The sequence below is a fragment of the Terriglobales bacterium genome (genome assembly GCA_035651655.1).
Taxonomy (GTDB): domain Bacteria; phylum Acidobacteriota; class Terriglobia; order Terriglobales; family Acidobacteriaceae; genus DASRFG01.
The window spans coordinates 198,719-219,289 of the sequence record DASRFG010000023.1; the positions used below are offsets into that span (position 1 = coordinate 198,719).

Sequence of the window (20,571 nt, forward strand, 5' to 3'; positions counted from 1 at the left end):
AAATGCGGCAATCAGATGAATGCCAGCTTCCAGTCGGGCGCAGAATCGCAGCCTGCCACAGGCAAGAAAGCAGGTTACGCTGCTACCTGGGAGTGCGCGGTGTGCGGAGAAGAAGTAAAGCGAGCCACTACCAAGATTGGACCCGCATAGCCCTGCTCCTCAATCCAGCAGTTCACAAATCTCCTTCAATTCGTGGCATCCTATTCCGAACCTAAAAGGAGTCACAGGATTGAACCTTCGAAAACCCCTGGCGCTTGGTCTGCTGTTCTTATTGTCTTCTTTGCTCAGCGCAGAACCCGTCCACATAATTTTCGATACTGACATGGGCAACGATGTGGACGACGCGCTTGCGCTCGCCATGTTGCATTCCTTTGAAAGCCGTAGCGAGGCCAAGCTGCTGGCGGTCACCATCACCAAAGATAATCCGTGGTGCGCTCCCTACGTTGACCTGGTAGACACGTTTTACGGACGCGGCGAAATTCCCATCGGAATGGTAAAAGACGGAAAAACACCGCAAAATAACCCAATGATCCAGGTGCCCGCCAATCGGAGGCGGGCTGACGGCAGTTTCATCTATCCGCATCGCATCACGGACGGTCGTCAGGCTCCAGATGCCGTCTCATTACTTCGCCGTACGCTGGCTGGAGAACAGGATGGTGGTGTCGTTATGGTGCAGGTCGGGTTTAGCACTAACCTGGCGCGCCTGCTTGATTCTTCGCCCGACGCCGTCAGCTCGCTTGCTGGCCGCGACCTCGTCGCGAAAAAGGTTCGGCTGTTGGTTGCGATGGCGGGAAATTTTGCCAGTCCCAAACCAGAGTACAACGTTGAGACTGACGTTCCTTCCGCTCGGAAGGTCTTCGAGCAGTGGCCCACGCCGATAGCAGTGAGCGGGTACGAGGTAGGCGAGGCGATGCTCTTCCCTGCTGCCAGCATCGACCACGACTTTGCATATGTAGCGGAGCATCCGGTGGCCGATGCTTACCGAGCGTACATGAAAATGCCGTACGACCGTCCGACGTGGGACCTTACCGCGGCGCTGTATGCCGTCCGCCCGGATCGGGAGTATTTTTCGCTATCGGAGCCGGGAAGAATCTCCGTACTGCCCGATGGTCGTACGCAGTTCACGCCCGATCAAAATGCTGACCGTCGCTACTTGAAGGTGAGCAATAGTCAAAAACCACGAACCCTCGAAGCAATGATAATGCTGGCAAGCGAGCCGCCGCAGAAGGCCAGAGCGCAAATGGCGATGACCAGCGTGCCTTCCTTCTAAGTTGCTGTTATATTCGGGCGCTTGCTTCTCCCCTATCGCAAGGACAATTCAATGCTTCCTCAATTCATTCGGACCCTCATTTGTCTTGCTGCCATGCTGAGTGCTTGTCTTACGTTCGCACAGCCAAAGGGCCTGGTCAGCACGGATCTTGCCCGCTTTCGCGCTGTCGGCGAGGTCGCGCTCTCTCCTGACGGTCGTCGCATCGCCTACACCGTGGAAATGTTCGATCGCCCCGGCCGTCCGTACTCGCAAATGTGGGTGATGGAACTGGCGTCACAAAAGGCGGCGCGCATTGGCGGCCCAACCGACGCCACTTCCAGCCCGCAATGGTCGCCAGACAGCAGATGGTTAGCTTACATGGGCAACGACGGCCAGAAATCCGGCCTTATGGTGGCGCATGCCGATGGTTCCGGAGCCAGTTTTGTTGCCGAAGTAACGGGCACTAATGCGCCTATTCCGGACCAAGGAAACCAACTGACCTGGTCGCCGGACAGCAAACAGATCGCATTCATCTCGGCTACGCCCGGTCCCGAGCCCCCACTGGATGGCGATCCCGTGGTGATCACGCGCTATCTCTACAAACCCGATTACAACGAAGGCATGTCACACTTCAATGACAACCGGCGGCTGCACATTTTTGTGGTTACTCTTGCAGATAAGCAGGCGCGCCAGCTCACCCGGGGCACGCACTATGAGCACTCCATTGACTGGTCGCCGGACGGCAACGAAATTCTGTTTTTGTCCGACGCCGATCCTAATTCGGACGAGTTTTTCAACTACGACGTGTTCGCGCTGAACGTGGCCAGCGGCTCCGTCCGGCGGCTCACCGCAACCGAAAGCTGTGAATATATGCCGCGCTGGTCGCCGGACGGCAAGAGCATCGCCTTTCTGGCTACAAAGCGTGGGCTCACCGATCGCGAAACCACGATGGAAGATACGCACGTCTGGTTGATGAACGCCGATGGAAGTAATCGGCGCGAGATCGGTTCAGTGATTGATAACCGGCAAGGCACGCCAGAGTGGGCGCCGGACGGAAGCGCCGTCTACTTCAGTGTCCAGGAGCGAGGCAGTGTCCACCTGGTGCGGCTGCCGCCCGCGGGCGGACGGCCGGAAGTCGTGGTGACTGATACCGGCCATGTGGGGAATTTTTCGATCGGCAGTGACGTAATCGCCTATAGCTTCCAAGGCCCGTCAGACATGGCCGAGCTTTACCTGAAATCCGGCGGAGCATCGGCGCGGAAACTGACTGACTTAAATGCCCAGGTCCTTGCCGGAAAACAAATTGCAGAAGTTGTTCCTTTCACCTTCGCCAGCAACGACAACAAGTTCGAGGTGGAAGCCTTCCTTACCAAACCGATAGGCGTGACTTCAACCTCAAAGCATCCGCTAATCGTAAACATTCACGGCGGACCACACGGGCAGAACGGTCCTTCATTTAGTTTCAAGAATCAAGTTTATGCTGCCCATGGCTGGTCGGTGCTTCAGGTGAACTACCGCGGATCAACCGGATATGGCCAGAAATTCGCTGATGCAGTTTTCAACGACCAGGACGGCAACGAGGCCCAGGATGTGCTTTACGGCGTGAGCGCTGCGGTGCGTCGGAATCTCTGGATTGACCGCGAGCGTATGGGCATTGAAGGCGTGAGTTACGGCGGCCAGTTAACGGATTGGCTCATCACGCAGACCAACGAGTTCAAGGCAGCGGTGCCCATTGCAGGCATCACCAATCTGATCAGCTACAACTATATGACCTATTACAACCAGTACGAAGAAATGGAGTTCGGCCAGTTTCTGCACCAGAACGATCTAATGAACTTTGCCTGGGAGCGCTCTGCGCTCAAGCATATAAGTGCGGTCCACACGCCCACCATGCTTATGCACGGCGAGAACGATGCCGACGTTCCCATTGCAGAAGCAGAACAGTTCTATATCGCACTCAAAGATGTGGGGGTGGAGACCATTTTTGTACGCTATCCGCGCGAGGGCCATGGGCTGCGCGAGACGAAGCACATAATGGATTCTATTGACCGTTGCATCGCCTGGTACGAGAAGCACTTCCCGCGTCCCGGTGCCGAGGGAATCACCAGTGTGCAGCCGTGATAGACAGTTCCCTCCCCGGTATTGAACTGGTGACCGGCGAACTTTATTCTCGACCAAAGGTATAGCCGATCGATCCGGCGTAGCGCATCGCCCGTCCCGAGCTGAACTCGAAGTTGTTGTGAACAAGATATAAGTGCACTTCGGGACGGACAAAGATGTTGCCCTTCACGTAAAAACGAACTCCGCCGCCGAAGTGCCCCATAAAATGCTTGACGCTGCTGTAATTGGTGCAGCCGCTAAAAAAATTGCAATTCACCGCTCCGTAGAATCGGACGTCTTCGGCGCCAATCCCGGCCATCAGTTCTGCCGCTGCATGCTTGCCGAGCTCAGGTATCCAGATCCCGTTGAAATCGAAGAAAATCGGGCGGAAAGGCTGCTGCGATATGGCATAACGCTGCTGACCGACCCGCCAGGCCACTTCTCCTTGCACGCCAAATCGTTTTTTGATCAGGAAGTCACCACTGAAAGCTGGATAAACTCCGCCGCCAACTGACTGAGGAAAATATTTCGACGTCGCCGCGACGCTCGAAGCTGATGGCGCTGATACCCCGCCCAATCCAAATGCCATGTCAAATTGTTGAGCGTGAAGTACCTGCGCAAAAAGAAAGAAAACAAAACCCCCCGCGATTAAAGCGAACTTTTTCAAGCGGTTCTCCTATTTGGTAACAGAGATTCGGGCGAGGTGGCGTTGGTTGCAGGCCAAAAACGAAATGCTTTCTTCTATGCGACGTGGCAGGACAAGACGAATGCAATCGTCCACCAGCTTGTTTTGTGTAAAGAATTGTCACAGGTCATCCCGAGGTCAACGCAGTTTTAGAATCGCCGCAACAATCACTTCCGCCAAAGCCACGGAAATCCAAAGTATCTCGCGGACACGCGAATGTGAGAGGTCACGTTTGACTTGCGCGATCATGACTTCGATTTCGTCATCAACTTCGGCGTCAGGAGGCGGCCCGATCAGGAACGTTCCGGACAATGGCAGTGGAGAAGCGTACACCGGCTCGGGAGCGTCGGGCAGGAAGACTTTAGGGCTGGTCAACAACGCGGACCAGCGGGGCGCCAACAACGTATTCGACGCCAATTCCGGGTTTACCGGCGCGGCTGTGACTTCCATGGGCGGCAGTTTCTCGGGAGCGACGGCATCTGCAAGGTTGCGCAGTAGCGAAGTCCACCAGGGGTGATTAGTGGAATCGCTGAGCAGTTCGCCAACGTCCACCGGCCGCGACTCAAGCTCCAACGGCGGCAGTGTTTCTGGCGTGATGACATCACCCAGGCTGGTAAATACGGTCCGATACCAGGGAAGGTCCAGGAAATCTCCCGCCAACATGCCGACATCAACCGGACGGGAGGTAAGGTGCAGCGGCGGTAACCTTTCCGGCGCGAACCGCTCTCGCAAATTTTCCAATAAAGAGCGCCACAGCGGAGGATTGAGGCTGGCCGGCGGCAACAGATTGAGTTCGTCAGCCTTCAGGGTTTCACTGCCCGGTTCTGTGCGGGGCATTTCGAAATTGGGGTTCAGGGGCGGGATTTTCATGCTAGCCATACTTTCCACCTTGGGCGGGCACGCTCCCGCACTCAAAAGCGCCAACTGCGCCCCAGCAGACTATCAAATTCGGACAAAATTGCACGCCCAGTCTTTGGAGTCGGAAAACAACCAAAAGTTGTTTGATGTCTGGAGCGGGAGACGGGGATCGAACCCGCGACATCCAGCTTGGGAAGCTGTTCACCGGAGGGTGAGACGAGGTGCCGGAAGATCATAAGGACCAGAAACTACACACGTTTTTGGCATTCACGCTCTTCCTGCACCTTTCTTCATTCTTCTGCATAAGGCTGGTTCTACACTCACTTTGTGGATGATTTTGTGGAGATTTCTGGCAGGCAGAACTTACGTGTGAGCAATGCCTGTTTTATGCCTGTTCTCAGGGTTTGCTTTTCGGATTGGGATTTCGATCTTCATTGTGCCAGCGGTGATTTCCGCTCCCGCGAGCTTATGCTCTATCCATTCTCCGTTCAGTCCATTGGGGGAGGCCAAATATCCAACGAGTGGGCGCACGTCCATAGCGTCCCTGCCTTGCGCCTCTAAGACACGTTGTAGGCGGCTTACCAGAGCGTCAGCATCGGTCTCAGCCGAAGATGAAGCCAAATTCACTCCGTCCAGGATCACAAGTCTGTGTCCCAAATGCTTGCACCTCTTCAATATTCCCTCCGGCAGGAGCTGATTGCCGAGCTCCTATGCCGCCCTCAACCTCTTGCCGCACGTCATTAGGTACGGCGAACTGCCGGTGGTGGCTATCAGTAATCGGAGTGTGGTCAGCATCAAGGGAATTTCATTTCAGTCAGCTACCGGGCAATTCTTATCGAAACGATTGCTAGGTCGATCTTTTTGGGCACAAAAGTTGTTGCTTTTATACCAAAAGTGGTATCAGATGTAGCAAATGAAAAGCCACTCCCGCCCAATCAGCTCGAATAACCCATCGGCCGGGTCGAGCCGTGCCGATCGTCACACGAAACTTCGGCTAGCGAGCGCGATTAAGGAAGCTATACGGCAGCAACAGCTTTCGCAGTCAGAAGCGGCAGCCTTGCTGGGGATTCCTCAGCCGAAGGTTTCAGCGCTGGTGAATTTTCACTTGGAAGGCTTCTCCGTGCAGCGCCTTTTTAGGGCTTTGAATGCTCTGGGCCGCGATGTCGTGATTCAGATCAGCAGCAAAAACCGGGGATCAGCAGGAAAGACATTTGTGAGCGCGACATGACGTTTCCAGAGAGGATTTCATAAACCTGAATGGCAAATAAGAATATTCTCCTGATCGAGCCAGGATACAAGAACAAATACCCTCCTCTTGGTCTGATGAAGATCGCGCAATACCACGGTCCCTACGGAAAGCGGGATCGTGTCCGATTCATAAAAGGCGAGGACCGGTCAGTGTTGACGGAAGCGTGGGACAGGGTCTACGTCACCACGCTGTTTTCATTTGAATTTGGCAGAATCTCTCAAAGCATCGATTTCGCAAAGACCGTGGTAGGTGGTCAGACAGATAAGATCTTCGTGGGTGGTATCGCAGCTTCGTTAATGCACGACCGCTTCGTTCGGGAGGACAGATGGAGTGGGATCCGATTCATCAAAGGCTTACTTGGTCAGCCGCCCGCGGTTTCCCTGCATCTCGATGACTTCTCGGAGGAGCTCTACTCAGAGGATCGTTCTGGCGTGTCCATCGAGGATCTTCCTCCGGACTACAGCATTCTTGATCAAATCTCCTACCGCTATCCGGTCCATGATGCTTATTTCGGCTACTCCTCCAGGGGCTGTATCAGAAAATGCAGCTTTTGTGGAGTGCCGAAACTTGAGGGTGATCAGCGCGATGTTCAGCCGTTGACGTACCTAGTGAACCGGATCCGGGAGTTGTACGGGGAGAAGAAAGATCTGGTTCTGATGGACAACAATGTCGTTGCCTCCGGACGCTTTAAGGAAATTATCGCTGAGATCAGGGACCTAGGATTCCAGCGAGGCGCACAACTGAAGCGCGGAAGAGCTCCGGTTCAGCGTCGGGTTGACTTTAATCAAGGCGTCGACGCGCGCATCCTCTGTAAGGACAAAATCTTTCTGCAGGAACTGTCGTCAATCTGTATCAAGCCGCTGCGCATTGCATTCGATCATCTCGGTGTGCGGAAGCCATACGAAACATCGGTGCGTATGGCCTACGAATTCGGACTGACGGAGCTGTCGAATTACATGCTCTACAACTTTCACGATACTCCTGCCGACCTCTACGAACGCATGGCGTTGAACGTCAGCCTGAACGAGCAACTCGGCATCCGAATTTGGTCATTTCCCATGCGCTATCAACCGACAGACCTGCCCGACCGGTCCCATGTGGGTGAGCATTGGCGCAGATACCAGCTCCGGTCGATGCAATTAATCTTGCAGGCGACACATGGGGTTGTGAGTGGAGCGCCTACGTTCTTCAAGCGCGCATTTGGTGATTCGGCCGAAGCATTTGGAGCGCTGCTACTCCGGCCCCACCATTACATCTTCAACCGCGAATGGTACGAACATCTCGACGGTCGAGCTGAATTTGAAGAGTATAGCCGCGTTTTTTGTCGGCTCAGTAATTCACAGCGAATCGAATTGTTGAGACTTCTCTCGTCTTGCGCGCCTAGGCATATTAAGATGCTCAAGCCTGCTGATTCCCAGTTGAAACGAGTCATCCCGTACTACATTCAATTGTCAAAGGCTAAAGAAGCGGAAATTTGGGCGAAACAAAAAGCGGCTACAACAGACCCGTATGCTCAGATCCCCGATGACGAACGCGTCGAGGACGCGGGGCTTAACGATCCAGTGCTTTTGAATGTAGATCCATCCGCAATGGCAGGAGCGATCCAATGAGTGCGAGTCAGCCAATTCTAGTCTCAATAAAAAGCAATTGGGAGACCATCGTCGAGCGTCCAATTGTAGGCAAAGACGTTTTGGAACTGTTGAGCAGTTCCATGTACGTTAATCCGCTAGCGATCTACCGCGAATATGTCCAAAATGCATCCGACTCAATCGAGGAAGCAATTGCACTCGGTTTGCTCAGTCCCCGCGAAACTGGCAGAGTGGATATCAATGTTGACGCAGGCAAGCGGACTGTTCGGATTCGCGACAATGGCGCCGGTATTGAGAAAGGGGCGTTCACCAAAACACTTGTTGCATTGGGAGCAAGTCGAAAACGAGGAACCAAGGCTCGTGGTTTTCGTGGTGTCGGGCGCCTTGCCGGGCTCGGTTATTGTCGTGAATTAGTTTTTCGCTCTCTCGCGGATGGCGAGCACGAGATTAGCGAAATGAGATGGGACTGCCAGAGGCTTAAGACGATTCTGCGGGACGTGAGCTTCAAAGGCGACGTTGAAGAACTGATCAAAGAAGTAGTGAGGGTGCAGCGTCGTGCCGTTACGGAACGCGGGCACTTCTTCGAGGTGGAACTATCGGGGATCGTGCGTCATGGCGACGACCGCCTTATGAACTCAGAAGCAATACGAGATTACCTCTCACAGGTCGCACCTGTTCCGTTCTCACCCTCTTTCACGTTTGCGAAGCAGATCGAAGAAGAAATGCGCCAGGAGGTGAATTTAGGAACCGTCCGAATTTACCTCAATCAGGAAGAGCAGCCGCTATTCCGACCTCACCGAAATGGGTTCGAAGCCAGGAAGGGAGTTACGGATCAATTTCTTGGTGTCCGGTTCTTCGAAATCAAGAGTAACGAGGGAGGCCTGGCTGCGAAAGGGTGGGTCTTAGATCACGGCTATTTCGGCGCCATCGACAGTTTGGCATCTATCAAAGGACTTCGCTTGCGGAGCGGTAACATGCAGGTCGGTGAAGGCGATGTTTTGGAAGAGTTATTCAACGAACCGCGTTTCAATGCCTGGGTTGTTGGTGAGTTTCACGTCTTGGACGATCGAATCTTGCCGAATGGTCGTCGTGATCACTTTGAGCAGAACGTGCATTTCAACAATCTCTTAGGCCAGATTCGGCCGATAGCCCAAGACCTCAGCCGGCGGTGCCGACAAAGCTCCATACGCAGGAATGTCATTCGCCAATTTGAAATGCTGTCAGAGCAGGTGGTACATAACCTGGCAGTCATGAGGCAAGCTGCCATAAGCCAAGCGGATCGCAAGAAACTTCACAGAGACACCGTGAGAGATGTGGGACGTATCGAGAAGGTTGCAGACCACTCTGTTCTCCAATCAGCGCAAAAAAAACAAATGTGGCGTACACTCTCTCGCTACAAACAACAATTGCTCCATGCGGACCATCGTCGGCATCATAAGGCTCTGGCCCGGATGGATGAGCGAGAAAAGGAAGTTCTCACGCGCGTATGTTCGCTCATTTACGAATGTTCTGCTAACAAGGTGTTTGCGAAGCAGCTCATTGATCGGATTCTTGCACGGCTATAGCTCGATCTGGCAGACGTACATCCTTAGAACTACTTTGCGGTACATAGCTATTCGACTTCGCTGCCGAAGGCCTATAGTTCCAGCATCGGATCAGAAATCATCAGTAGCACAGAGCTGGCCGGTAGCTATGTCAAAATATCTAATTTCTGCATCGGTGACGAATCTTGACAACTCCGTGCTCCCGCTCGTAACAGAGTATCCATAAAGCCCCATTGGCGCACCGTCGCGATATTTGACGGCTCCGAAGCACCGCACTGCAAGTTCGGACTGTATTCCGTTTAGCGACAGGGCTTTGAAGAGAGTCATAGTTGGGTGCGCGCGCCGAAAAACGCTCTTCACAAGGTTTGTGTCGCTGTCGTCAACTCCGAGGACAGCGAATTCTCCCCCGAAATGCTCGCGAACTCTATCCAATCCTGGTCTCGGGACTATGTGGCTCGTGATGATAAGGCAGTCGCCCTCGCGAATAATCTCGTTTTGAAAAAGATCGGCAAATTGCTGGTCGTAATCGCTAAATGCGCAAATCCCCGGCAGATCGATAAAAAAAATATGCGGGAGGTCACAGGTGCGTTGGTGGGAAAAGATCGTTGCGCACTGCAACGTGATCTTGAGTCCACTCGCTTCAAGCTGAATTGCGCGTTGTTGCGCAAGCTTATATCGCGCGGGATCTATTTCGTAAGACCAGACTATGCTCGTGAGTTTAGGATCGACAAAACGGAGGCTCTCGATATCCTTCAGCTCTGTCCCCCCTAACGTGACATAACAATACTCCGCTGTCGGCGTTCCATAGAGCCGCAACCAACGGCACAGAAGCAGATGCAAAGCGGCATATTTTTGTGGCCCATATTGAAGGCGCCCCGATGCTGTCGGCATGCGGTTAAGCCCTCTTTGCCCTCTTGGTATCCAGGAGGCTGAGCAGATATTCCTTTGCCTTCTCGCTCAGTGCTCTTTTGGTAGGACCTGCGTCCAGGGCCCCTGACACTTCAAAGAACGCTGCCAGCTGCCTTGCTTCGTCGATGGTGACGTTAATGCTAAACGAAATGCTTATGTCCTTCTTAGTTTTCTTCGTTGCGGCCAAGTGAGGGCGATAGATTCCCTCCGGCAGTTTCTGCCCACGCTTCTTGGTGGCATCGATCTGGACGGAGCTAGAATCACCAAACGAGAGCTCGTGGGTCTTCGTATCGACCAGCGTGTGAGGTACACTAATTGTTTTTGTCACTTCACCGCTGCCAAGTCGGCTTATTTGCTGAAACGCGTCGCTCCAGTTGTCAAAGAGATTCTTGATGGCGGGATGAGTACGAATCAGATCAATGATTTCACGATCGTAGTTTAAGTGCCGTTTGTGCGTATCCCATGGAATGAAGACGTTTGGACCAAGAATGTTCACCCATCCGCGAGCAAGATTAACTGCGTTGCCTTTGGGCAACTGTTCATAAAACAATCTCTCGTCCCGGTACTTGAAGAGCCGATTGTTGCCATACAAATCGAATCCGGGACCCACGTCATCCTTGGCGGAGGTAGTCACGCGACAACCGATGACGACCTCGATCGTCACTTTGTGTTTTCGGCCTTGGTAGTCGAGTTCGGTCTCGAAGTCAACCCGCTGGGGTCGGATATCCACTTTGTCGTTCTTCGTTCCCGAGAAGTCGTACCGGGTGTTAAGAGCCGGTTCGATTTTCTTGCCGCGCTTTGGAAAATATACGTTTATCTTTCCTTCTCTTGCCATGAGGAGACCATAGGTGTTTTGTATGTCGTGGGAAATCTTGTCGAGCTCGCGCGGCTGTTGGTACCAACAGGCACCAACAGGCTCAGGACGAAGTTGCATCAGATACCGTGTTTGGCCCCGCTGCATATCGCCGCCGTCCTTGAGGCGGAAATACGGAAACTTGTACTGATCGACATCTATCAACCATTTCTCATCCAAATGGACTGCCACCGCACTGTCCCCCGTTTCGGCTGGATTCCAAAAATGTGTGGACACGTTTACTGCCGTTGCGAGTCGAAATATAGCCTTCTTCCCACCCGTCTTGTAGCTACCAATACTGGCAACGAGCGCGTCGGTTTCGCTGCGGCCAGGAACTACTAAGTTTTCGAGTTTTTCTGCAGGTACACCTCCAGCGTTGTCCTCATACGAAAGCTGACCCGTATCCGAGTCGATGTCGATGTAGACATTGAGTTCTGGTGCAGATTTGTCGGGATACCTAGTGCGCCGCCGGTTCCAGGCATCGATACTGTTATCGATCAGTTCGAGAAGAGCTTCGGACCTGTCGAGGTCGCGCCACGCTCCCAGTACAACCTCTTTGTTCGGAGGAGCGCCTGCTTCGACCGGAGTCGCTTCCGCCTGTTGCGGCTGCCACAGCGAATTCTCCCGAGCGATACGCGCCCGAAATGAACGTTCGTCCTCATCGGACGGTTTGTAGTCGACGACAATCTGGTCGAGTGCTGTTTCGCGCAAAATGTTGAGCTTCTCGACATGCTTAAGACTGTTCCAATCTGCTCGTTTATTCATTAAGGCTCCCCAGATTCGCGGCTCGTGGCATTGCTGGACCCTTTGCATCATCAAAACTCAGCATGCGTGTAACATGCCCGATGTTAGCGATGACTACGTACGCGGATCCCCGCGGCAGCGTACCAAGCGTTTTTGAAATGTACTCCTGCGAGTGACCGTTCTTGACCTTGCGATGCAACTCTCGCGAAACATGACCTGTATTGTCGGCTGTTTGGAAAACAATCTTTGTCGCCGTGTTCGCGAAGGCAACGGTACTAAAATCTTCAGGCTGCTGCGACGCTAGGATGACGCCGAGCCCGAACTTGCGACCCTCCCGCAAAATCTTTTCAACCGGAGATCCAGGACCAAACGCAAGTTTGTGCGCCTCGTCCAACACTACAAAGCATCTGAGTGGCGCCGGGCCGAGCACCTCAAAATACCGAATGAGGCTCCAAAGCAGGAATTCGGTCACCGCTCTCTCGACCGAGGCTTCGAGTCCTCCGAGCTGCAAAATCCACACTTCGTTACGTCGTTCAAGCAGATCAGACCAGCTGAGCGCATGGCCGGTTTTGCGAAAGGTATTGAAAAAAAATAAAGTCGAAACGTGCGGCCCTGCGGAGGCCGCAGCCCGTCGAGTCGTCGCATCTTTAGCCGCAGTAAGTTCTGACACCTTTTGTTCCAGATCACGAAATGGTGGAGGACACTGAGCCCATGAACGAGGGTTATCGGCAACAATGCCGCTGTCGGAAAGCAGCTCGACGACCGCTCGGCGCAGCAACGCATGCTGCTGAACGCCCAGCTTCGGATAGACGCGCAGGAATGTGTCGGCGACACGCTGCGCGACTGTGGCAGGTCCATGCGTATCCACCGGAAAGATTTGTAGCGGATTAATCGCGATACCGTCGCGAGTGAGCTGAAATTCTACATTCCTCATGTCTTCGCGGAACTCTTTCGGTGCATGTTGAAGTGAAAATCCTTGACCGTAGTCAAATACGACGGAAGGAATCCCGGCCTTGGCAAGTTCAAGTACTAAGCGTGAGGCTGTGTATGTTTTTCCGGAGCCACTCTCGCCCAAGATAAGCACATGGGGATTGGTGGACTCGTAAAGCGGCCAAGTCACATTTGTTGAGGACTCGATATCAATCCCGAGCGGGATTGATTTAGACCGCGCTACCTCTCCATGTGTCGTTGCAGCTGGTATCGACGTCGGATTGTGCGATGACATCGGCGAATCCGCGTTTCGAACGCCTTCGTAGCGTCCCATCGTCCGGTGTGCTGAAATTGCTGAAACCTGGTTCGGGGTCACTCCGACGAGCCGGGCAATTGTATCTCGGTCTTTCCCTTCGTCGAGGAGCCGGTTGATGAGCGAGCGCTGATCGCTTGTAAGCTTGCCTTTCATGAAGCCTTCGATCGAAGTCGTCGCGCAGCCTGAAGGACTGAACGCAAACATTCGTTTATCACCGTCGTTCTGTCGCGGACGAGACCAACTTCCTCAGCGGCAAGAAACTCGTCCCACAATGCACGATCAACTCGAAAGATTACGGAAAGCCGGTCTGATACCTTGCTGCCGACAGGTCTACCGACTTTTCGGTGAGGCATGCTATGCCAGGCACGTCGCGCCGCTAATGAAAGATTCGTCAGGTCATCCGCTCCGAAGGATACTTCTTTGGCTTCATTCGTCAGAGAAACCAGCCATCTACCTGCCTCTCTGCGCAGCAAGGTTCCGCGTTGGCCTGCGAAGGGACCTCCCTTAATTCGTACCTTGTCGCGTTTGGCGTGCTCGAGCACTGAGTAGATACAGCCTACGGCTACAAGTAAATATTTGCAATAAATAAATTAGTGTTATCATTAAATGAGGCGGTCTGACCAAAATGGCTGATTCCTCCAAAATTGAATGGACCGATGCTACGTGGAACCCAGTGCGGGGTTGTACCAAAATCAGCACTGGATGCAAGCACTGTTATGCGGAGACATTCGCGGAACGCTTTCGCGGAGTAGCGGGACATCCATACGAAAAGGGCTTTGATCTGCGGCTGGTGCCAGAAAAATTACTTGAGCCGCTGCAATGGTCCCGACCAAAGATGGTTTTCGTTAACTCGATGAGCGATCTGTTCCACGAGCGTGTTACTGATGAATACATTCTTGCAGTCAGCAAGATAATGTGCGAATCGCCTTGGCATACTTATCAAGTTCTCACCAAACGCTCGTCGCGCTTACGAGAGCTCCTGAGCTCACAATTGACAGGAGCTGCCCGACAACGTCACGTTTGGTGGGGCGTTAGCATTGAAAATAAGGAATACGGCCTTCCAAGGTTAGAGGACCTCAAACACTCTCCCGCCGCTGTTCGTTTCCTTTCCATTGAACCCCTGCTGGAGGATCTTGGCGAACTTGATTTGAAGGGTATTCATTGGGTCATTGTCGGTGGCGAGAGCGGTCCTGGTGCTCGGCCGATCAAAGAATCCTGGATAATCTCAATCATGGAACAATGCAAAATCGCAAATGTTCCTTTCTTCTTTAAACAGTGGGGTGGAGTCCAAAAGAGCCGTGCAGGCCGGCTACTGCAAGGACGCACATACGACGAATTTCCAAGAAGTCTGCAGCATCCGTTACCGAGTCGAGCCGAGCGTAACGAACTGAGCACAAGATTGGCAGAAGACTTTTCTGCTCTCTATCACTTCCCGAAGCCCACGACTGAGCTTCCATTGTTTCAATGGTGACTCGCGAGCGACACTCAAGTTCGCCGTGACGATTTTTCCCAAAGGCGGCGAGCCGTGATCGATCAAAAGAGTCACCCAAAAGAAGCACTGCTCCATTCTCGGTGCAGTGGTACAACCTGCTGACATTCTCGGGTGGTACAGCCGTACGGATCATCTCGCGCGTAAAGGGCTCCTGGATCGACCGAGAGCAAGTCTTACAACGGGCTCTGCGTTTGCTAGGTACACCGTACGATCTGCTCAAGTTCAATTGTCAGCACGCGGCATACTATACCCAGACCGGCATAGCCAAGAGTCCGCAATTGCTTCTTGCATTTGGACTAGCGGTTCTGGCCGCAGTTGTTGGTTTGGCAAACGCTGAGTAGGCACCCCCGCCTGCGGACGTATTAATAAAGTGATACGCTCTGGTACTCGCGGGCCAGAAACTGGAACTGCTCGTATACTCCTTCTGCAGCCCCATCCAGCATACGCAGTAATTTATCCAGTTCCTCTCCGAGCTTCACAATATTGAAGTGAAACTGCTCCGGCAGAAGCGCTTCCCCTTTCGTGTCTACTGGATACCTGAAAGCGAACGACTTGGGATCGATTTCCTCGAATTCCAAAATAACACTTTCGATTTCTTCGTACGTGGCGTACTTCGTCGGCCCTGCAGGACGGTGCAACCACCCGGCCACCTCGAAGACCTTTTTTGTGGCCGGTAGCAGCACGTTGAATTCATGCCGTCGAAATAGGCCGTCAAGGTCGAGAGCTTCACCCGTTTGAAGATGAACCAGACCTCCGCCCCATAGCAGTAGCGCTTCTTCCGGAACACCTGCAACCAGCGCGTTAGCAGCCTCGTGGTAGGCATGTGCATAACTCTGCAGTTCACCTTTAGCATAAGAGGTGAAGTTCAGCACCACATTGCCGTGCATTGTGTTTTGTTGAAAACGTTCCCAAACCGTACCCATACCAACAGAGTAGCCCAGGGCAATTGGATGCCGCAAACCAGCATCCGTCGATGCCTTACCTCCCCGCTGCCGCTCCAAATGTCGCGTTCACTTTATCGCGTACCGCCTCTGCGGACTCCAGGTCTCTGTGACCGAGCCACATCTGCACAGTACGAAGGTCAACTCCGGCTTGCAGGTGCATCGTCGCAAAAGGCGCCCTGAACTTGTGTGGAAATCATTCTTGGGTTTGCAGCCAGAGGTGGAAAAATGCAACAAGCATGCGTAGTCACTCTTGGCCTTGTACGCCCGTAAGGCCGCGAGCAGCTTCGAGGGAACGGGAGAAAGCCGTAAGTGCCTAGTAAATTAGGCGCTCAATTTCGACAGCTTCCGAAACAGAACATTGCTAAAATCCGGTTGTGCAGAATCCGTGGTTAGAACTGCCTTCGGCAGCTCCATACATCCTCGGTATTGACATCGAAAGCGTCAGTCGGCACAGCGAGATCAATCGACAGACCTTGCCTGAGCCATTCATCGGGAATCCTAAAACGGCGCGATTGGTTTTGCTGAGCCTCAACCCAGGTGATTCGGACGACGACATCAAAGCCCACAGCGATGTCGAGTTTAGAAAAGCGATAATCAGCAACCTCCGTCAGGAGTCGCAGGAATATCCATTCTATGGACTGAATCCGAAGTTTAATTGGACAGCGTGTGGCCGCTGGTGGCGGGCACACGTGAAGGAGTTGATCGAAATCTTAGGGTCTAAAAAAGTAGCGGAACACCTACTGGTCATTGAATGGTTTCCATATCATTCAAAACGATGGAAGCGCTTGCCTACGAGGGAGGTGTGCCCCTCGCAAAACTACTCGTTTCAGCATGTGAAAGAGATGCTCGACAAGAAAGCAGTAATCGTTGGGATGCGTTCAAAAATGTATTGGCTGGAAGTTGACCCGCGAGTAGCCTCGGTGCCCTTCTTAAAGAACCCGCAGAACCCGTGCGTGAGCAAAAAGAATTGTGGCGAAGAATTGTTTGCTCAAATCGTGGAGGCTCTGCGGTAGTAAGGGGCTAAAACTACTTGTCTCCTGGAAAGCAAACGAACACCCGCTGAGAGTGAAGGATGCTGTCCTGCCGTTGGATACCGTAAACCAATACACGGTACAGTCATCTTCTTAGGAGCGAAGGACTGACCGTCCTTTTATGGTTCTGTCCCTCCTTAGCTTTTGGTTCTGTTACAAACGTCAGGGCTAAACCCTTCTTGGCTTCTGCCAGCGTGAGTCCGAGGCTGCCAAGAGTTTTCGGTACAGCGTTCTTCTTTTCAGTCTGCTCGGGCATTGCCTCCCACGCCATCTGAAATGCGCAGCATACCGCCAAAGCGTCTCAGGGGTGAATGAACAGGAGACTCCGGAGATGGCTATCCACCCTTACGGTTTACACGGGAACGCTTCTTTGAGTGCCTTGAAAGCTAAAACGGAGGTTGGCTGATGTAAAGTACTGGGATTATCGTTCATGTACTTTACGATTACCTTCGTGTTTTGCAGGAGCGTGTTCCCATCCGGGTAACAGATATCCGCCTTAAGCGACGAGCCAGACTGAGCGAGGTGATATGCACCTGCCGCAGCAGCTCCATCTACAAATCCTTTTAGCCACATTACACATGCAAGCGAATCATAAGTGGATTTTCTGTCGTCTGGTATGGTTGAGCACTTTGCCAGAAACTCAGTGCCACTTTCGAAGGTGAAACCGCGCTGCTCTTCAGCGACAGCGATTCCACACAGAAGCATTACCACAAGTATCAACGCTGCTGCCTTCATTTTGGCACCTCAAGCGGCTTTTTTGCGTTGTTTGGCCCATCTTGCTCTTTGTGCGGCTGCGATTCGTGCTTTACCGGCTGCGCTGATACCTCTGCGCTTACGATCCGTAATAGAACGTTTACGGCCATTACTGGTTACGCCCCGGAGTGCTTCGATTGCGCGATCCAGACGGTCTCGTTCTTCCTTTAATGCGCTTACTATCGCAATGTCCATTCCCAGTCCCTTTCTAAGAGCGGGTCAGTGTATCAAAACCATTCCGCCTCAGAAAGGAGATGCAATCTAGTCACGGGACATTTACTGAACCGCTTTTTTTTGTATTTTCCGCATGAAGGACCGATGACGCTTGAAGCGGGACTTGCCGTATTTGATCCGTTCTTTTTCGACTGCGATACACGCAGGAGCTAGTAAACCTCGATGGCGTGGGTCCGGGCGACGTACTGATGCTCGATAATCTCGTCGATGCGCTTTGCGCACAGCGTTCTTGTCAAGGAATGGCCAGTAGTCAACTGGCGGCTTACGTAATCCTGACAAGCCCATCGGTCAGCGTTTCTATCAAGTGGAGCAGCTTTTCATCCGACCAATCAGCGACTTCGCTCACGTGAAATTCCGGGTTAGCCTTGGTGAGCATCGTTGATCGCAATACGCTCTACGCTGAAAATGACCCGCGCCAAGCGATCACTGTACGATCATTGAGCGGTGGGACATTAGGTGAAGGTTGTGGTACGCCGGAGCAAGGGCCTTTTGATGCTAATGCAGTGCGTGTGCTCCAGGTTATGGATTTGAATTGTTTCAGCCGCCATTCCGAGTCATCAAAGCGAAATCGGAGCAGGACTGACTCTCTCAAAATTTCCCCCAAGAAGCCGCTGCCACGGGGACTTTTCTGTTCTAAAGTTGCAACGTCAGAGAAATTTCTACTGGAGCACCTTAGGTCGAGATACAATGCTGCGCCTGCAAAAAGCCTTCGCGTGAAAAAAAAGAGGTGGTCTGTGTGACGGGTAATAAATGCATCACGGGCTGGGAGTACGCAACGTTTCTCATTCCGCGGCTGAAGGACCAAGAATCGGTACCTGAGTGGCCGCCTGACGTATTCGGCATATGTATGGCTCTACTCATGCAATCAGGCGGTTACACGGTGGCACTCAATGACTGGCCGCCTGTTGATTCGGACGAAGACTGGGCGGAGGTGGCCTCTAACGTAGGACAGTCCTGGAGAAAAAGCTGGGCCATTGGATCAGGTGCGCCGAACGAAGTGCGAGAGCTCTGGGTCAAAATTCGACCGCACCTCGACAAATCAATCGAGGAGTTAAAGTCCGACACCAAGGGGTGCCAGATTTTGCTGCAGTTAGCAGCGTTCGCGGATTCGGCTTGTGAAGGAGTTGGACTGCCTCGGGAGGGAAAAACAACTTCCATCGATCAAAAGTTTTGGGATCATGCGGACGATCTGGTAACAAACACTTCCAATAGCTCAAATGTGGCCGAGGAGATTCATTGTTCCCGGGCTCGCGTTCTGCCGAAGATGCGTACTCCGCAAAATGGACTCACGGTCAGATCCCTGTCTCATAATCTCGCCCTTTGCGTATCAGGTGAACTTCAGCCGAAATGGCATCTGGTTCCCAACTACCCGGATGAACAGTGCCTCAATATACTCGTTGTCCCGTGGCCATACCAAATTGACCCAGTTCAATTCGAAAAAGAATCGCCGTTTTCCACCGAGATGCGGAATATGCCGGCGAATTTCGGGTTTTTTGGATTTCGCCATACTGAGAGAGAGCCGGACCCAGTCGAACATATAACCTCATTGTTTGATCGAGCACGCCAACAGATGGGCTCCATGCACGGAGTTATTCTCCCGGAACTTGCACTGACCCCCGAACTTTACGCTTCGTTGAGATCGGAAATTGTCGATGAGCGAGAAAGTTTTCTTATCTCCGGCGTGACAACACCGAGGACTGTCAAGACACACAGCAAGAATGAGGTTTTTTTTGATATTCCTACGCTAGAAACTATTAAGCAGGGTAAGCATCACAGGTGGAAGTTAGATCCCAACCAACTCACCCAGTATTCCTTGGGCAGTCGCCTTCATACAGGGAAACTCTGGTGGGAGCATATAGACGTCTCGGCGCGCGAACTCACCTTCGTCTCCATGCTGCCTTGGCTGGTCGTCTGCGTCCTAATTTGCGAAGATCTTGCCCGCCCCGATCCTGTAGGCGACTTGGTGCGTGCAGTTGGACCAAACTTGGTCATTGCCCTATTAATGGATGGCCCGCAGATTCGGCCCAGATGGTCAGCACGTTGTGCGGCTACCCTCGCCGACGATCCAGGCTGTTCTGTCCTGTGTGTTACCAGTCTTGGAATGTCGCAGCTGAGCCATCCCGTGGAAAGTACTAGTGCGAACCGGAGCCGCTGCGTCGCTCTCTGGAAGGACGCGTTCAGCAGCAACGCCCGAGAGATTGAACTCCCTATAGGAGCGGGCGCACTTGTTCTTTCAATATCAGAGAGTTACATAGAGCAATGGAGCGCCGACGGGCGGTCAGATTCAGGTGTGACTGGCTGCCCCTTGCTTAGTGGGGTGCGCGAACTTTAGTAATAGCATCTATATTTGAGGAGGTAGTAGAATACTAAAAATGCACCGATTGTCCATTGCGGAAGCTGCGGTTTTGGCAAGAGTGGCCCAGTATGACCAGTTGCCGATGGAGGACCGCGAGAGAATGCTCTATCGGAATGATGTTACAGCCCACGGTAGGGAAATCGGCCTTATCTTGCTGGGCAAGGGAGAGCCGTCAACAGACGACATTGCAAAGGTTGCTAATCGAATTAGAACTTGGGCCGATCGTAACCGAGCCCGTCAAAGGCTACGACGATATGCCCCCCCTTTGGTAGCAGTGTAGCCGTTTCTCTCTAAAGCACGTTTCTTATAGACCCTAAACAACCGAAACATCTGCTGGGTACAGTCTGTCGACGCAACTCCACTTGCGCCAGTGGGTGACCAAAGCTGCCTAAGCTCTTCGATTCGCTAGCTGCAGCGAACCGTGCAGCGTTAGTGCAATTGCCAGATGTGAGATCACTCCTAATGGTGGACGTAGCCCTGAACGCCGGGAATGCTTCGTAAAACTTTAGTCTTAAGACGACTAATTTGTGGCGCTACATCCGAGTTGGGGGGCAAGCTGAACTCCTCGCGGGATCGCACAATGTGGCCATGAGTAGCCTAAAACCCGAGCTTCCGTCGCCATTGGCTCCCGTAAGTTCACGCTTTTCCGTCAATTTCCCAAAGGCCCGCGAAGAATGCAGCTCATAACGGGTACTAAGTCGTCAAAGTCTTTTAGGTCTCCGTAGATTACAATTC

Annotated in this window: 15 protein-coding genes; 8 read left to right on the forward strand and 7 right to left on the reverse strand. The window is 52.8% G+C overall.

Features of this window, described 5'->3' with window-relative positions; genetic code table 11:
• Positions 1 to 229 precede the first annotated feature (229 nt).
• Both VFA76_09300 and VFA76_09305 read left to right on the forward strand, forming a co-directional pair.
• A complete protein-coding gene (locus VFA76_09300; protein HZR32034.1) occupies positions 230 to 1,270 on the forward strand; it encodes a nucleoside hydrolase in 1,041 nt (346 codons plus the stop codon).
• Positions 1,271 to 1,321: 51 nt separating this feature from the next.
• A complete protein-coding gene (locus VFA76_09305; GenBank protein HZR32035.1) occupies positions 1,322 to 3,370 on the forward strand; it encodes a S9 family peptidase in 2,049 nt (682 codons plus the stop codon).
• Positions 3,371 to 3,413: 43 nt separating this feature from the next.
• Here VFA76_09305 and VFA76_09310 read toward each other — a convergent pair whose 3' ends face one another.
• Together VFA76_09310 and VFA76_09315 are read right to left on the reverse strand one after the other, a co-directional pair.
• A complete protein-coding gene (locus tag VFA76_09310; protein ID HZR32036.1) occupies positions 3,414 to 4,016 on the reverse strand; it encodes a hypothetical protein in 603 nt (200 codons plus the stop codon).
• Positions 4,017 to 4,172: 156 nt separating this feature from the next.
• The gene (locus VFA76_09315) at positions 4,173 to 4,913 is read right to left on the reverse strand and encodes a hypothetical protein (GenBank protein HZR32037.1); all 741 of its coding nucleotides are present in this window, start codon (positions 4,911 to 4,913) and stop codon (positions 4,173 to 4,175) included.
• An 892-nt stretch (positions 4,914 to 5,805) separates the two neighbouring features.
• On the opposite strand from VFA76_09315, the gene VFA76_09320 reads away from it, so the two are divergent.
• From VFA76_09320 to VFA76_09330, 3 genes are all read left to right on the forward strand, one after another.
• Complete coding sequence (locus VFA76_09320; protein HZR32038.1) at positions 5,806 to 6,120, forward strand: helix-turn-helix transcriptional regulator; 315 nt, start codon at positions 5,806 to 5,808, stop codon at positions 6,118 to 6,120.
• A gap of 29 nt (positions 6,121 to 6,149) precedes the next feature.
• Positions 6,150 to 7,751 carry a hypothetical protein gene (locus VFA76_09325; GenBank protein HZR32039.1) on the forward strand — a complete coding sequence of 534 codons (1,602 nt, stop codon included), beginning with the start codon at positions 6,150 to 6,152 and terminating at the stop codon, positions 7,749 to 7,751.
• Positions 7,752 to 7,852: 101 nt separating this feature from the next.
• The gene (locus tag VFA76_09330; protein ID HZR32040.1) at positions 7,853 to 9,295 is read left to right on the forward strand and encodes an ATP-binding protein; all 1,443 of its coding nucleotides are present in this window, start codon (positions 7,853 to 7,855) and stop codon (positions 9,293 to 9,295) included.
• A gap of 90 nt (positions 9,296 to 9,385) precedes the next feature.
• Here VFA76_09330 and VFA76_09335 read toward each other — a convergent pair whose 3' ends face one another.
• The 3 genes from VFA76_09335 to VFA76_09345 are packed head-to-tail and all read right to left on the reverse strand — an operon-like array spanning position 9,386 to position 13,179.
• Positions 9,386 to 10,165: a hypothetical protein gene (locus VFA76_09335; GenBank protein HZR32041.1), complete on the reverse strand. Its 780-nt coding sequence runs from the start codon at positions 10,163 to 10,165 to the stop codon at positions 9,386 to 9,388.
• A gap of 4 nt (positions 10,166 to 10,169) precedes the next feature.
• A complete protein-coding gene (locus tag VFA76_09340; GenBank protein ID HZR32042.1) occupies positions 10,170 to 11,801 on the reverse strand; it encodes a hypothetical protein in 1,632 nt (543 codons plus the stop codon).
• Positions 11,794 to 13,179: a DUF87 domain-containing protein gene (locus VFA76_09345; protein HZR32043.1), complete on the reverse strand. Its 1,386-nt coding sequence runs from the start codon at positions 13,177 to 13,179 to the stop codon at positions 11,794 to 11,796. The genes VFA76_09340 and VFA76_09345 overlap by 8 nt, the downstream gene beginning before the upstream one ends.
• Positions 13,180 to 13,651: 472 nt before the next feature.
• Here VFA76_09345 and VFA76_09350 point away from each other — a divergent pair, with 472 nt between their 5' ends.
• Positions 13,652 to 14,497 carry a phage Gp37/Gp68 family protein gene (locus VFA76_09350; protein HZR32044.1) on the forward strand — a complete coding sequence of 282 codons (846 nt, stop codon included), beginning with the start codon at positions 13,652 to 13,654 and terminating at the stop codon, positions 14,495 to 14,497.
• A 383-nt stretch (positions 14,498 to 14,880) separates the two neighbouring features.
• On the opposite strand, the gene VFA76_09355 is transcribed toward VFA76_09350, so the two are convergent.
• Positions 14,881 to 15,519, reverse strand: a complete 639-nt coding sequence (locus VFA76_09355; protein HZR32045.1) for a hypothetical protein — start codon at positions 15,517 to 15,519, stop codon at positions 14,881 to 14,883.
• 317 nt (positions 15,520 to 15,836) lie between these two features.
• Here VFA76_09355 and VFA76_09360 point away from each other — a divergent pair, with 317 nt between their 5' ends.
• Positions 15,837 to 16,475: a hypothetical protein gene (locus VFA76_09360; protein HZR32046.1), complete on the forward strand. Its 639-nt coding sequence runs from the start codon at positions 15,837 to 15,839 to the stop codon at positions 16,473 to 16,475.
• Positions 16,476 to 16,838: 363 nt separating this feature from the next.
• Here VFA76_09360 and VFA76_09365 read toward each other — a convergent pair whose 3' ends face one another.
• On the reverse strand, positions 16,839 to 17,228 hold the full coding sequence (locus VFA76_09365; GenBank protein HZR32047.1) for a Rap1a/Tai family immunity protein: 390 nt from the start codon (positions 17,226 to 17,228) through the stop codon (positions 16,839 to 16,841).
• 988 nt (positions 17,229 to 18,216) lie between these two features.
• Between VFA76_09365 and VFA76_09370 the strand changes: the two genes are divergently transcribed.
• A complete protein-coding gene (locus tag VFA76_09370; GenBank protein HZR32048.1) occupies positions 18,217 to 19,812 on the forward strand; it encodes a hypothetical protein in 1,596 nt (531 codons plus the stop codon).
• The last annotated feature ends 759 nt before the right edge of the window (positions 19,813 to 20,571 follow it).

Excerpts from the sequence above, each read along its gene's own strand:
- VFA76_09305 (HZR32035.1), top strand. The coding sequence starts at position 1,322 with ATGCTTCCTCAATTCATTCGGACCCTCATTTGTCTTGCTGCCATGCTG.
- VFA76_09315 (HZR32037.1), bottom strand. The coding sequence starts at position 4,913 with ATGGCTAGCATGAAAATCCCGCCCCTGAACCCCAATTTCGAAATGCCC.
- VFA76_09320 (HZR32038.1), top strand. The coding sequence starts at position 5,806 with ATGAAAAGCCACTCCCGCCCAATCAGCTCGAATAACCCATCGGCCGGG.
- VFA76_09325 (HZR32039.1), top strand. The coding sequence starts at position 6,150 with ATGGCAAATAAGAATATTCTCCTGATCGAGCCAGGATACAAGAACAAA.
- VFA76_09330 (HZR32040.1), top strand. The coding sequence starts at position 7,853 with ATGTACGTTAATCCGCTAGCGATCTACCGCGAATATGTCCAAAATGCA.
- VFA76_09335 (HZR32041.1), bottom strand. The coding sequence starts at position 10,165 with ATGCCGACAGCATCGGGGCGCCTTCAATATGGGCCACAAAAATATGCC.
- VFA76_09340 (HZR32042.1), bottom strand. The coding sequence starts at position 11,801 with ATGAATAAACGAGCAGATTGGAACAGTCTTAAGCATGTCGAGAAGCTC.
- VFA76_09345 (HZR32043.1), bottom strand. The coding sequence starts at position 13,179 with ATGAAAGGCAAGCTTACAAGCGATCAGCGCTCGCTCATCAACCGGCTC.
- VFA76_09350 (HZR32044.1), top strand. The coding sequence starts at position 13,652 with ATGGCTGATTCCTCCAAAATTGAATGGACCGATGCTACGTGGAACCCA.
- VFA76_09365 (HZR32047.1), bottom strand. The coding sequence starts at position 17,228 with ATGAAGGCAGCAGCGTTGATACTTGTGGTAATGCTTCTGTGTGGAATC.